General features: G+C 49.0%; 12 protein-coding genes and 1 pseudogene. All 13 read right to left on the bottom strand.

Annotation, left to right across the window (positions count from 1 at the left end; translation table 11 throughout):
* Positions 1–81: 81 nt before the first annotated feature.
* Positions 82–1,575 (bottom strand): bifunctional methyltransferase/pyrophosphohydrolase YabN, encoded by a 1,494-nt coding sequence (gene mazG / locus RE628_RS29195; protein WP_309156833.1) that lies wholly within the window; start codon positions 1,573–1,575, stop codon positions 82–84.
* A 179-nt stretch (positions 1,576–1,754) separates the two neighbouring features.
* Positions 1,755–2,279: a polysaccharide biosynthesis C-terminal domain-containing protein gene (locus RE628_RS29950; RefSeq protein WP_375143020.1), complete on the bottom strand. Its 525-nt coding sequence runs from the start codon at positions 2,277–2,279 to the stop codon at positions 1,755–1,757.
* Between the two features lie 7 nt (positions 2,280–2,286).
* A complete protein-coding gene (locus tag RE628_RS29945; RefSeq protein ID WP_375143019.1) occupies positions 2,287–2,577 on the bottom strand; it encodes a hypothetical protein in 291 nt (96 codons plus the stop codon).
* Between the two features lie 23 nt (positions 2,578–2,600).
* Positions 2,601–3,356: an oligosaccharide flippase family protein gene (locus tag RE628_RS29940; RefSeq protein WP_375143146.1), complete on the bottom strand. Its 756-nt coding sequence runs from the start codon at positions 3,354–3,356 to the stop codon at positions 2,601–2,603.
* Positions 3,357–3,741: 385 nt separating this feature from the next.
* Positions 3,742–4,284 (bottom strand): stage V sporulation protein T, encoded by a 543-nt coding sequence (gene spoVT, locus RE628_RS29185; protein WP_309156832.1) that lies wholly within the window; start codon positions 4,282–4,284, stop codon positions 3,742–3,744.
* A 280-nt stretch (positions 4,285–4,564) separates the two neighbouring features.
* Positions 4,565–5,650, bottom strand: a complete 1,086-nt coding sequence (locus RE628_RS29180; protein ID WP_309156831.1) for a peptidylprolyl isomerase — start codon at positions 5,648–5,650, stop codon at positions 4,565–4,567.
* A pseudogene (gene mfd / locus RE628_RS29175) lies at positions 5,637–9,159 on the bottom strand (transcription-repair coupling factor). The gene RE628_RS29180 and the pseudogene mfd overlap by 14 nt, the downstream one beginning before the upstream one ends.
* A 186-nt stretch (positions 9,160–9,345) precedes the next feature.
* Positions 9,346–9,576, bottom strand: coding sequence for an anti-sigma-F factor Fin (locus RE628_RS29170; protein ID WP_309156830.1), 231 nt, complete (start codon positions 9,574–9,576; stop codon positions 9,346–9,348).
* Positions 9,577–9,678: 102 nt separating this feature from the next.
* Positions 9,679–10,239 (bottom strand): aminoacyl-tRNA hydrolase, encoded by a 561-nt coding sequence (gene pth, locus RE628_RS29165; protein WP_309156828.1) that lies wholly within the window; start codon positions 10,237–10,239, stop codon positions 9,679–9,681.
* A gap of 64 nt (positions 10,240–10,303) precedes the next feature.
* Positions 10,304–10,429 (bottom strand): hypothetical protein, encoded by a 126-nt coding sequence (locus tag RE628_RS29160; RefSeq protein WP_309156827.1) that lies wholly within the window; start codon positions 10,427–10,429, stop codon positions 10,304–10,306.
* A gap of 390 nt (positions 10,430–10,819) precedes the next feature.
* Positions 10,820–11,773 (bottom strand): ribose-phosphate diphosphokinase, encoded by a 954-nt coding sequence (locus RE628_RS29155; protein ID WP_309156826.1) that lies wholly within the window; start codon positions 11,771–11,773, stop codon positions 10,820–10,822.
* A 131-nt stretch (positions 11,774–11,904) separates the two neighbouring features.
* Positions 11,905–13,314, bottom strand: coding sequence for a bifunctional UDP-N-acetylglucosamine diphosphorylase/glucosamine-1-phosphate N-acetyltransferase GlmU (gene glmU / locus RE628_RS29150; protein WP_309156824.1), 1,410 nt, complete (start codon positions 13,312–13,314; stop codon positions 11,905–11,907).
* 125 nt (positions 13,315–13,439) lie between these two features.
* Positions 13,440–13,724 carry a septation regulator SpoVG gene (gene spoVG / locus RE628_RS29145; protein WP_068778569.1) on the bottom strand — a complete coding sequence of 95 codons (285 nt, stop codon included), beginning with the start codon at positions 13,722–13,724 and terminating at the stop codon, positions 13,440–13,442.
* Positions 13,725–13,853: the final 129 nt, after the last annotated feature.

The following is a 13,853-nucleotide window of genomic DNA, read 5'->3' as shown; positions in this document are numbered from 1 at the left end:
TAAAATTGAAAATCCTGCCCGGAACTTAGATTTTTTTTGTTTTTTTCGCAAAATTACCCGCATTTTAGGCAATTTTCCTAATTATCTCCGTTCATTCGCCTTTGCTTCCTCCCATAATTCGTCCATTTCGACAAGGGAGCTAGTGCTAGGAGTCTTCCCAGCTTCGTGTAGCCGCTGCTCCACATAGCTGAATCGACGGACAAATTTGGAGATCGTCTGCGATAAGGCTTCTTCCGGATCGACACCGATGAATCTTGCCGCATTAACGACAGAGAATAGAACATCTCCCAGTTCAAGTGTCTGTTCTGACAGTTGCTGCGTCTTCACAGCCTCGCGAAGCTCTAATATCTCTTCCTCCAGCTTAGCCCAGACTGAATCAATTTGTTCCCAGTCGAAGCCAACCTTCGCCGCCTTCTTCTGGAGCTTATATGCCTTCATCAAAGCAGGTAAATCTCGAGGTACACCGCTTAATGCTGACAACCGCTCCGGTTCGATTCCTTTACGGCGCTTCTCCTCGGCCTTCATCGCATCCCAGTTCCGAAGCGCAGCCTCGGCATCCTCAGCGCTCAGTTCTCCGAACACGTGCGGATGGCGGTAGACCAACTTCTCATTGAGTTCCTGTATTACATCGTATACGGAGAAGGTCCCTACCTCTTCTTCCATCTGTGAATGCAACATAACTTGCAGCAATAAATCACCCAGTTCCTCACGCATATGGTCTGGATCGTCCTCATCGATCGTCTCCAACACTTCATAAGTTTCTTCGATCAGATTTTTGCGGATCGACTGATGCGTCTGTTCGCGGTCCCAAGGACAGCCACCAGGGCTGCGTAGAATCGACACGATCTCGTGCAGACGATCTAAGGTGCGAATGCGCAGGGCATCATCCATATTAGCCGGAACGTAAACTAGCGACAAGTTACCGAATCCTTCGACGCGGTCGAGTTCAAAGAGCGGAACGGTAACGATCTGCTCGCTGCCCTCCACCCCGAGGGCATGTCCTACGGTTATCTCATAATCGTCCGGGTAGATATCCATCAGACTCAACTTGACGTCGGAAGCTGTAAATTCATCGTATACTTGACCAATCAAGGTATGCAAGCGCGGGTTGAACGCCCCGGCGGATATTTCCGAAGCATCCAGCAGCTGAAATCCCTCGATCGGGTCAAAGCCAAGCCGTACGAACGCTTCATCAAGGAAACTCTCGCCCCCAATGATATTTAGTGCAATTTGCTCAGCAGGACAACGCTCCCGCAGCAGCTTCACCGTTGCCTCCGCGACCATTGGATGACCAGGAATCGCATATATGATCTCCTGCTCCTCCGGCATAGCTATAGCACGCTTGATCAGCTGATCTACGATCTCAGCGTATACAGAAGGGAAATCCTCCTTCGCCACATACACGGCATCAAATGAGGTGAAATGAACTCCTGTCTCTTCCAGCCAGCCTACAACGGGATGCTCCTTCGTACGCACGTACCGCTCCTGTGCTTCCTTGAGCCTCCTAAGACTGCCCAGAGTCAATTGCTCCGGATTGCCAGATCCAAGTCCTATCACCGTTATGCTCGCGCTCATGTATGAGTCACACTCCTGTTCCAATCGTGTTAGAACGGCTTGCCGGCAGGCTTTTCAGCCTATCCTGCACTGCAGTCCATAAATTATGCCTAAATGGCATGATAATACTATACCACTAGTTCTGTCCAATTACGAAATTGCAACAATCGCAGAATGTAGCAGACGATTTATCTATTGTTTTATTCTGGACGTATTAGCCGCAGTCTTACGAACAGCTTCAGTAGCTTCGGTCCGATCCGCGGCAGGGCGGCCACCTCCGCCGCGGTCAAGAGACGTGTTCGCAGGACTGCGACGGCGAACACGGCTGCGCCGAGCAGCACGCCCAGCAGGCTGACCAGAGTCGCTACCAGGCGGCTCGATGGTAGCGGGGCGGCAGCAAGGCGCAGCAAGAGCACGGGCAGGGCCAGCGCCAATACGGCGACGGCCGGCTGCAACAGCGCTGCTTGTGCATGGGGGCGGAGCCCCGTGCGCCGGAGCAGCAGCGCGAGATTAAGAGCCGCAGCTACAGCGTAGGCGATGATACCGGCGACAGCAGCGCCGGTAATGCCCATCTGCGGCACAAGGGCCGCGTTCAGCGCCGTCTTGAGCGCAGCGGCCAGCAGCAGATGAAATGCCGGGGCGCGGACGAAGCCTAGCCCCTGCAGCAGTGCTGCTGTTACCGTAACAAGCGCGCTCGGCGCTGCCGTCCAAGCAATCCAGGCCATCGTTCCACTACCTGTTCCATCCTGATACAGCATGACATTGATCGGTTCGGCTAGTAGAGCGATCCCTGCCGAGGAGGCAAGACCGATCAGCCAGAACCAGCGGAGCGCCAATGTCAGCTGCCGCCTGATCCCCGTAGTATCCCCGAACATTCATCTCCGCCAATACAGGGATGAACAACACCGACAATGAAGAAGCCAGCATAGTCACCAATTGTACAAGAGGAATTCCGCGATTGTAAACACCAACAGCCGACATTACAGCTAGCTCGTCTCCATGAGCGGACAGCAACCGCGGCAATGTAAAGGTGTCCACCAGGCTGATTAACGGAACGGCCAGGGAAGCAAGACAGATTGGGATCGCATAGCGAAGTATAGATGAGAGCAGGGTTCCGCCTCGTTCTCCCGGATTCCCTGCGGCAACTGAGGGAATCTCTCTGCCAACCATTCCCCGACAAGCTTAGCTCCGACCCTAGTGTCGCCGACTTTCCCGGAGCCTGCTCCGAGCTGTCGGCGATAGTTAATCCAATACATCAACATGACTAATAAGCCTGCTGCACCACCAAATGCTGAACCGGATAGTGCACCCCCGGCTATGACTGACTGGGTTGCTCCAACATTACTTAAATACAATAAGAATACAATCATTACTGCCACTCTTACGGCCTGTTCCGTGACTTGCGATACGGCGGTCGGTATCATATTCTGTAGGCCCTGGAAATAACCGCGAAGTGAGGCGCTGAGTGGTATGAATAGCAGTGCCGGAGCCGCGCTCCGCAACGCAGGTACCAACTGGTTGCTACCAATCAAGAACGCCAGCAGTGGGGCGCCAAAATACATTAATGCGCTGCCGGCTAACCCGAGGGCGATCATCATGAGGGTAGCCAACCGGAGTACCGCTCGTTTGCCACGTTCGTCCCCTCTCGCATGACGTTCAGCTACGAATTTAGATACCGCTGTCGGAAATCCGGCTGTCGCTAGTGTTAACAGGATTGTATAAAACGGATAGACGGTATTATATATGCCGAATACGCCGTCTCCTCCGATATTCTGAAGCGGAATTTTCTGTAGTGTCCCCAGCAGCTTCGTAATAATCGCTGCCAGACTGAGTACCGCCGCCCCCTTAACAGTTGGGACGATACGTTATTATTTCCTGATTTCATAATGAACCTACTTTACGTAAAATAATGAACTGTCGATCCAAGAACACGTCCATTATAAAACGAAACCGACCACTGAGACCACTTTTGCTATTCGAGCCAAGGGGGTATCTCAAATAATAGCGTTCAAAAGTACGGTTTTCAGCACCAAAGCTTAAGCTTCCGATGTGCGTTTTTTCAAAACGCTTCAGTTGGATGAAGCTAGGGACTGAACTACCTCTCAGACATAAAAAATACACTCCGAGATATGACGGCTGTAAACCGCCTTATGCATTGGAGTGTACGTGTATAACTATTAGAATCCTTTATTGTTCCATCTGCTTGCCAAGGAACCCAGCAGCGGTCTCTGCCATCTTCGTCTCCATTTCGGACATCTTCACCGAATCGTCTTTGTTCATCAAAATCACAGTACCGATAGGATCACCGCTGGAGATAATCGGCGCAATAACGTAAGCAGAAATCGTCTCCGGATGATCCTTATTGATCTCATATGTCCCCGTCGTGGTCTCAAGGATTGTCTTGCGACCCTCCATGCTGCTCTCAAGCAGGAGACTGATTTGCTTGTCCAGATATTCCTTCTTAGAAGCCCCTGCAACGGCGATCAACGTATCCCGATCTGAGATAAGTGTAGTATGTCCGGTGCTCTCATAGAGCGATTCTGCATACTCCTTAGCGAAATCCCCTAATTCGCCGATCGGCGAATATTTCTTCAAAATGACTTCTCCATCACGATCCACAAAAATTTCGAGTGGATCCCCTTCACGAATCCGTAAAGTGCGGCGGATTTCCTTAGGAATAACCACCCGACCTAAATCATCAATACGACGTACAATTCCAGTAGCTTTCATATCACATGTTGCCCCGCTTTCTTAAGAAGTTTTGAACTACTGTTTGGGATATCGGTTTAAATCTTCGGATGTATTTGTACAGGATGAGAGGGATTGTCGGCTCCTTGTGATTCTGACCATAGTATTCATCCCTTCCCAAATCCTTATGCATCGTATTTTACCTTGTCGGTAAGTACTTGCTATCCGTAACAAGAGACAAGAAAGCAGCGTAAAGTAAATTCACGCCGCTAACGTTAAGCTTCTAAAAAACAGATAATCCCCGATCCAAGATGGACCGTAATTATTTGCTGTTCTTCTCGCTATTAGCACCAGAGGTGCTGGAATTTCCAGAGTTTCCAGATTTATCGGCATTTCCTTCTGTTCCAGCATTGCCAGAATTAGCGCCTTTATCTGTGTTCTCGGCCTTCTTCTCTACCTTAGGCAAGGTAATTTTCTTAATAATATTCTTCTCTAGATCACCGGACATGAACTCGTCCAATTTCTGAGAAGCAATAGACATCTTCAGCGTATCTTTCTCCGCATCTGTTAAGTCTGCGAATGTCTTCTCGGTTCTGGATTCTACACGAATAATATGATATCCGTAATCCGTCTCCACTGGATCGCTGATTTTATTCAAAGGAAGCGTCATTGCTGCTTCTTTAAACTGTGGTACCCATTGGTTGACAGGTGTATCTGCATACAGACCACCGTCATCTTTCGAGCCTGGATCTTCACTATATTGCTTAGCGAGCGTAGCGAAATCCTCACCCTTGTCCAATTTTGCCTTAACCTCATTGGCTAATTTCAGGGCATCTTCCTTGCTACGTTCTTTACCTTCAGCGTCTTTCAGACTAATCAGAATATGACGAACGGAAGCGGTAATGTAATCTTCCTTCGATGCTTCGAATTCCTTCTTCACATCATCTTCCGTAATTCCCTTTAACTGTGTCTCCATCACCGTATAAATACGGGTCATGTAGTTCTGGAATTCTTTTTCTGTAATTTTCTGAGCGTCTAACATTTGCTTGACATTATCAGCGCCATTAGCGTCCTTCATGGCCTTGTATTGTTCGTCAGCTTTCTTTTTGCCTTCTTCCTTCATCTTGTCATCGGCATTGTTCTCCCAATATTTATAGGCGATTGCCTGCTTGACCAAATATTGCCGGAAGTCATCCATTTCCACAAACTGAGCCATCGTTGGCTGTAGTGCAAGAACCATGCGTTGTTCAAGATCGAATTCCTTTTGAGTAATTTCTCCGCCGTCATAAGTAGCAACGACATTGTTGTCAGTCTTCTTACCACATCCGGCTAATACAGACATAGTTAGTACGACCACGAGAGCAGTTAGCAGCAGCGTCTTCCAAGAACGCCCTTTACTTCGAAACATCTTGTAGTTCCCCTTTCGTCTTGAACGAGTCCTTTAGGGCTCCCAGGAATTGCTCCAATAGGCCCATCAATTCTTGGTCGTCCATTCCTTTGGTTTTGATCCGGATTACCATACCAGACCCTTGGTTAAATTGTACACGTCTTCCGAACAGATTTCCAACCTCTGCGAGTTTCGCCGGAATCAGGTCCTTCTCTCTGCCTTGATAGAACTTCAGAGTTACCTCGTCGCCGCGAAGTACGATGGATTCGATGCCATACTTCTTGCCATACAGCTTGACCCTGGCCACAGATAGCAGATTCATGACAGCCACCGGCAAATCGCCGAAGCGATCAAGCAGCTCGTCCTCTAAATCGGTGACATCCTCGAAAGAAGCCGCGGATGCGGTTTTTTTGTAAATCTCGATCTTCTGCATACTATCATAAATGTAATCCGGCGGTAAATAGGCGTCGATGCCAAGATCGATCGTCGTGCTCCAGGATGATTCCATCGGATCAGGCTCGCCAAGCATGGATACCTTCCGTTTCTGGATTTCCTCCGCCAGCATTTGCGAGTACAAGTCGAAGCCGACCGAGGCGATGAAGCCATGCTGCTCCGCCCCAGCAGGTTACCTGCACCACGGATTGCCAAGTCCCGCATAGCAATTTTAAACCCTGAGCCGAGTTCAGTAAACTCTTTAATGGACTGTAAACGTTTCTCCGCAACCTCAGTCAAGGATTTGTCCCGCTGATATGTGAAATAAGCATAGGCGATTCGGTTGGAATGCCCGACCCGACCCCGCAGCTGATACAGCTGGGACAGACCCATTTTGTCAGCGTCATGTACTATCAACGTGTTCACGTTCGGAATATCGACCCCGGTCTCAATAATGCTCGTGCTGACCAGAACATCATATTCCCCGTCTAGGAAGTCGAGAATCGTCTTCTCCAGTTCCTGCTCCGACATCTGTCCATGACCAACGGCAACCCGGGCTTCAGGTACGAGCATGGAGATCTGTGCAGCCATCTCTTGAATGCCTTGAACTCGATTATACAGATAGTAAATCTGTCCACCACGTGCAATCTCGCGTTCCACCGCTTCGCGAACGAGCGAAGGGCTGTATTCCACAACATAGGTTTGTACCGGGAAACGGTTCTCCGGTGGCGTCTCGATGACCGACAGGTCACGTACACCGAGCATCGACATATGGAGTGTCCGCGGAATCGGTGTTGCCGTTAATGTCAGAACATCCACGTTGGTCTTCAGTCTCTTCAGCTTCTCTTTGTGCGTTACGCCAAAGCGTTGCTCCTCATCGACAATGAGCAGACCCAAATCCTTGAATATAAGATCCTGGGACAGCAAACGATGGGTTCCAATAACAATATCGACAGTCCCCTGACGAACTCCTTTAATCGTCTCATTCTGTTCCTTCCGGCTGCGGAAACGGCTCAGCGACTGGATATTGATCGGATAACCAGCGAAGCGTTCACGGAACGTCTCGTAGTGCTGCTGTGCGAGGATCGTCGTAGGTACCAATACGGCGACCTGTTTGCCCTCGATCGCTGACTTGAAGGCAGCGCGAATGGCCACCTCGGTCTTGCCGTAGCCTACGTCTCCACAGAGCAGACGATCCATCGGACGCGAGATTTCCATATCTTTCTTGATCTCTGTAATAGCACGGAGCTGATCCGGTGTCTCATCGTAAGGGAACATCGCTTCAAATTCTTGCTGCTCCGGCGAATCCTTCTCAAAGGCAAAGCCTGGCGAGGCCTGACGATCCGCATACAACTTAATCAGGTCATCAGCAATATCCTGTACCGAGGAGCGCACTTTATTCTTAACCCGGGTCCACTCATTCCCCCGAGCTTATAGACCTTAGGCTCTTTGTCCTCTGAGCCTACATATTTCTGAATCAGATCAATTTGTTCAATCGGCACGGACAGCTTATCGCCACCGGCATACAGGATATGAATGTAATCCTTATGGATGCCGCCAACCTCCAGTGTTCCGATACCTACATACTTCCCGATCCCATGATTCTGATGAACCACGTAATCGCCGACCTTCAGTTCAGTGTAACTCTTAATTCGCTGCGCATTATCCATACTCTTACCGAACTTACGGGCTTTGCGCTGCTTCTTGGAGAACATCTCCCCCTCCGTAATCACAACCAGGTGAACGGACGGGAATTCGAAGCCGGATTGTAGATTGCCCTTCAGTAGCGTTGGCTCATCGATTCCATAATCCAGCAACACCCTGCGCATTCTGTCCATGCGTTCTTCGTTGCTGGCCAGCATCATGATGTTGGCTCCGCTCTTCTTCCAACGCTCCATCTCTGCCTTAAGCACATTCATTTGTCCGTGGAAGTCCTGCATCGAGCGAGCTACGAAATTGATAATGTTCTGCGGTTGGATATGCGGGACCTGTCTTAAGAATAACGACAACAGCAGTGTTTGGAATGGACGATGATAGAGCACCTGGTCCGCCTCCACTGCTAGCGGAAGCTCAGGCAGACTCTTCCCATTCTGCAGCAGATGCAAATTCCACTCCGCTTCATCGCGCTCCAGCTGCTTAGCCGTCTCCAGTAGACGTGCCGGTTCTTCCAACACAAGCAGCGTATCCTTAGGCATGTAATTGTACAATGTGTGATTCTCTGGATAGAGCAAAGAGACATATTTATAGATTTCCGGAAAATATACATGCTCACGTAGCATCTCAATCTCCCGGGAAACTTCTTCCTTCAGCTTATTCTTTGCCTGACGATCAGTCATCTTATCAAGCTGTCGCTCCAGTTGCTCCGTTGCCGCCTGAGCCGCTCGTGACATACGATCACCAGAAGCAATCAGTTCCTTACAAGGCGTAATCGTCACCTGCTTGATCTTGTCAACAGAGCGTTGGTCGGCCGGATCAAAGGTACGAATTGAATCGACCTCATCATCGAACAGTTCAACCCGATAGGCCAGCTCCGAGGTCAATGGATAAAAGTCCAGAATTCCACCCCGAACACTCATTTCCCCACGGGATTCAACCCGCTCAACCCGCTCATACCCTAACTCAACCATCTGGGTCAAAAATGACTCCAGCTGAATAGTTCCTCCTACCTCTATCGATAAGCTGGCACTGGACATCACCTCTGAAGTAGGGATGTAGCGGCGCACACCAGAATAAGGCACCACCACAATACCGCGAAACTGTTGCGAGCATTGCAGTAGCACCTCAATCCGCTGGGCGAGCGTCTCCGGACTGGAAATGGCCGACTCTGCGGCTACCAATTCATTGGCCGGATACAGCATGATCTCTTCGGATGACAACGCTTCCTGTAAATCTTCATATATCTTCTGAGCAGAGAACATATTATGGGTAACCACCAGCATCGGACGGTCTACCTTCTTGTGTAGCGATGCCAGCATGACCTGTCTGGCTGATCCGGACAAGCCTGAAATAAGCTGCTCTCTCATTCCCGATTCTATCCCGGCTACCATTGAAGCAAAGTCAGAATCCTGCGAAAAAGCCTGTATGAGTGCTTTTAACAAATGAGGCACCTCTCTTATTGCATAATTGATACTATTCTAATAAAAATCGTATGACGAAAAGTCACGATTCCGTAAAGCGACCCTCGCGTTCCAGGGTCCATATTCGAACCAAAAAGGAGCCTCAGCAAGCTTGCCAAGGCTCTATTATCCGTCTTTTCAAAGTGAATCCTTCATCCTCGCTGCCGATCATTGCAGCGGATTCGAGAGCAAGGTCAGCTCTGGATTTTTCTCCAGCGCCTCCCTGCAATAATCGCAGGTTACCCGAACCGTCGTATCACCGTTCGAATCATACGCTATTATATCTCTCCGCTCATCGGGGGTCAAGGAATGGAAACCTAGCTGAGATTCGGATATATAAGGTGCCTCTATTCTACCAATAAACGTTCGGCAGTGCCGACATATATAGTTTATAGCCATCTATATGCCTCCTGAAGAATCATTATGTCTTCAGTATGCCCTGAAACGTCGTAGCTTAGCCCTATGCATTAGCTCTTCGGTTCAACTATATGAAGTCTGAAACTATTGATTAAATTTGGCCATCGTCTGCTCATAAGTATGATCCATACTGTACTCCAGCGCATCACAAGCAGCATCAATCGATTGCTGAAGCAGCGGCTGGTCCTTCTTAGCAAACTTGGACAAGACATAATCTACTACAGCATGCCCCGGCTCCGGCCGGGAAATCCCCATGCGAACCCGATTGAACGTCTGCGTCCCTGTGTGCTGGATAATCGACTTAATTCCGTTATGCCCACCAGCACTACCTTGATAGCGTAGCCGATTACGTCCTAGCTCCGTATCCAGATCGTCATATACTACGATCATATCTTCCAGAGCAACTTTATAATAATCCATAAAAGCCCGAACTGCTTCCCCAGATAAATTCATATATGTCATCGGCTTGATCAGCGCGACCTTGCCGCCCGGCAAGAATCCTTCCCCAACCAAAGCCTTGCACTTGCTCTGCTTGATTTCAATATTATGCCTGCGCGCCAACTCATCCAGCGCCATAAACCCGATATTATGACGGGTCTTCTCATATTGACTCCCCGGATTCCCAAGGCCGACAATCCACTTCATCTTCGTTAATCCTCCATTTACTTAGCTTGCTAGCCCAACCCAGCACATCCCGAAGGAACAGCCCTCATTGCACGACCCAGCGCATTCCGAAGGAACAGCGGCCTTCTTGCACGACCCAGCGCATTCCGAAGGAACAGCGGCCTTCTTGCACGATCCAGTGCATTCCGAAGGAATAGCGGACTCCGCGCACTCACTGTTGCAATCCCCCGCCTAACTTCACTCTCCTAGTTCTGCTCCACGGAGTTCCTTCCAGTTCACACTATAATCCTTACTCAAACCTTAGCGCATTCCGAAGGAACAGCGGCTCTTTCACACAAAGTAGCAGTCAAAAAGTACCACAGCCCACTCTATGCTCCCCTGTGTTCAGGTAGCCCGGGTGCTCCCAAAGTAAGACGTACCCGAAGGGGGAAAGCGTTCCATGCAACAAAAGCCCCTAGCGCCTCCCCCTTGGAAGGGGGACAGTCGCAGGAGCACCTCTCTACCTCCAACGTTAGTCCATTTTGCAGGAGTCCAGAGGGCAGCAAGCCCTTTGCAGCCCTCCCTTATGGTAAGGGAGGGTTTGGGAGGGTTGAGACATTACTTACTCTATTTCAAACAGCTTACTAATCGACAACTCCTCATGCACACGAATAATAGCTTCGCCCATAAGAGGAGCAACAGACAGCACCTTCAACTTGCTAGTCGGATTAGGATGCGTAATTGGAATCGTATCCGTTACGATAACTTCTTTGAGTGGAGAATTGTCGAGCCGTTCCATCGCAGGACCGGACAGCACGGGATGTGTACAGCAAGCATAGACTTCCTCTACGCCGCCTTCCTTAAGCGCGTTGGCCCCAAGCACGATCGTGCCAGCGGTATCGATAATATCATCGATGAGAATAGCCGTCTTTCCTTCAATATTCCCGATAATGTTCATAACTTCACTTACGTTAGGTTCCGGACGACGCTTGTCGATAATCGCCAGCGGGGCATTCAAGAAGTCGGCCAGCTTGCGGGCACGAACTACACCACCGTGGTCAGGAGATACGACAACCGGGTTCTGAATATTCTTAGAGCGGAAATATTGAGCCAAGATTGGTACACCCAGCATATGATCCACTGGGATATCGAAGAAGCCTTGAATCTGCATAGCATGCAGGTCCATCGTAATGACGCGGTGGGCACCTGCTTTCTCAATCAGATTAGCTACCAGCTTGGCCGTAATTGGATCGCGCGAACGCGCCTTACGGTCCTGGCGCGCATATCCATAATACGGAATAACTACATTAATGCTCTTTGCTGAAGCACGCTTCAAAGCATCCACCATTACGAGCAGCTCCATCAGATTGTCATTAACAGGAGCGCAAGTAGACTGCACGATATATACATGGCAGCCGCGTACGCTTTCCGACAATTTGACTTGAATCTCACCGTCACTGAAGCTAGTCGTCTCCGACTCTCCCATTGGGATTCCGATATAATCGGCGATTTGATGCGCTAATTTCGGATTGGAGTTACAAGTGAATATCTTCAGTTTAGAATCACAATAAGTCATAAAATTTAATACCCTCCGTGCTGTGTAGATAGATTAGAGATATCTCGAACTATCCCCGTCATTAATATGATCACTGCATCCTGAATCCTGAACTTCGATTCATACTACTTCTTCCTTGCCTAGGCATCTTGCTATTCTCTTGATTCTTCTTGTTGTCTTTGCTTCTTCGCTTTGGCACGAGCGCGGAGCTTCTCCGCATAGCCCGGCTTATTCTCCTGACGATTCCGTGCAATAGCCAGATCATTGTCCGACACCGCATTAGTGATCGTCGAGCCTGCAACGACATACGCACCCTTGCCGATCTTCACCGGCGCTATCAGATTAACATTGCTGCCGATAAAAGCATCGTCTTCGATCTCAGTAATAGACTTATTATATCCATCATAGTTGACAGTAATCGCGCCGCAACCAAAGTTAACGTTCTTGCCTACCTTGGCATCGCCGATATAGCTAAGATGAGAGACCTTCGAGCCATCATCCATCGAGGCATTCTTGATCTCTACAAAATCGCCCACCTTCACATGATTACCCAACTTGGTCCCAGGACGCAAATAAGCAAACGGCCCTACGGTCGTGTCCTTGCCAACTTCTGCCTGGCTCAGCACCGAATGTTTGACCTTTGCACCGTCAAGAATGTGACAGTTCTCGATATCAGAAGAAGGACCGATCATACAATCCTCTCCGATTACAGTCTGTCCATATATGGAACAACCCGGCAAAATAACGGTATCCGCTCCGATCGCAACATCAGCTCCAATATACGTAGAGCTCGGATCTACAATCGTCACACCATTCAACATATGCTTACGGGCAATGCGAACTCGCATAAGCGTCTCTGCTTCAGAGAGAGCGATACGATCATTGACACCGATAGACTCGGTATGATCGTCCGTTCTGTAACCTTCAACAACTTCGCCTTCTTGAGCCAGGATTCCTATGACATCTGTTAAATAATACTCTTGTTGAGCATTGTTATTTGTCACTTTCTCCAGAGCAGAAAATAATTTTGCATTATCAAAACAATAAGTGCCGGTATTGATTTCCTTTACCGCATTTTCTTCAGGAGAACAATCCTTCTGCTCGACAATTCGATTCACAGAACCACTCTCACCACGAATGACCCGTCCATAACCCTCAGGACGATCCACATCGGCAGTAAGAATCGTAGCTGCTGCCCCATTCTTCTCATGAAGCTGAATCATTGCTTCCAGCGATTCCTCGGTTACTAGCGGAGTGTCTCCACAGATTACAATCGTCGTTCCATCCTCTTGGCCAAGCAGCTGTTTGACTTGCTTGACGGCGTGACCGGTCCCTAGTTGCTTCTCTTGCAGTACATATTCCGCTGACGTGCCAAGATAAGACTGAACAGCTTCCGCACCATGGCCAACAACCACAATGCTGCGTTCACATAGGACCTTCTTCACCGTATCCAAGACATGTCCGACCATCGGTTTACCGCAAACGGGGTGGAGCACTTTGTAGAGCTTCGACTTCATGCGTTTCCCCTGTCCTGCAGCAAGAATAATCGCAAATCTTTTCAAGGCCCCGGCCTCCTTCAATTGAACTCATTACTGACTATATCTCATTTAAGGCAAAAAGAAAAGAGAGCCATAGGTATGGCTCCCTTTTCCTCGAACCCCAATTAGTTAAGACATTACAAAAAAACTTAAGCCCCTTCTTCAATAACTTCCTCTTGTTCAGCTGCGCGCTCGTATTCTGCGAGAACTGCACTCTGAATCTTCTCGCGAGTACCCGAAGAGATCGGATGCGCGATATCCCGGAATTCCCCATCCGGTGTGCGCTTACTAGGCATAGCTACGAACATCCCATTGTTACCGTCAATTACACGAATGTCATGAACAACAAATTCGTTATCGATGGTAATGGATGCAATCGCCTTCATTCTGCCCTCAGAGCTGACTCGGCGGAGTCTTACATCCGTAATTTGCATATGTGTTCACCACCTTTTTCCATTAGAGACTTGGTGTAATATTCCACATAGCAAACGGAAATCCTTTTTTTTTCGTGAATAAAATAGGCCAAATTCAAGATTTTTTTTGGGATAATGTACTATTCGACA

The sequence above is a fragment of the Paenibacillus sp. D2_2 genome (genome assembly GCF_031199965.1).
In the GTDB taxonomy this organism is placed as follows: domain Bacteria; phylum Bacillota; class Bacilli; order Paenibacillales; family Paenibacillaceae; genus Fontibacillus.
The sequence above is the reverse complement of the archived record's forward strand: the minus strand, read 5'-3'. Positions and strand labels throughout refer to the sequence as shown.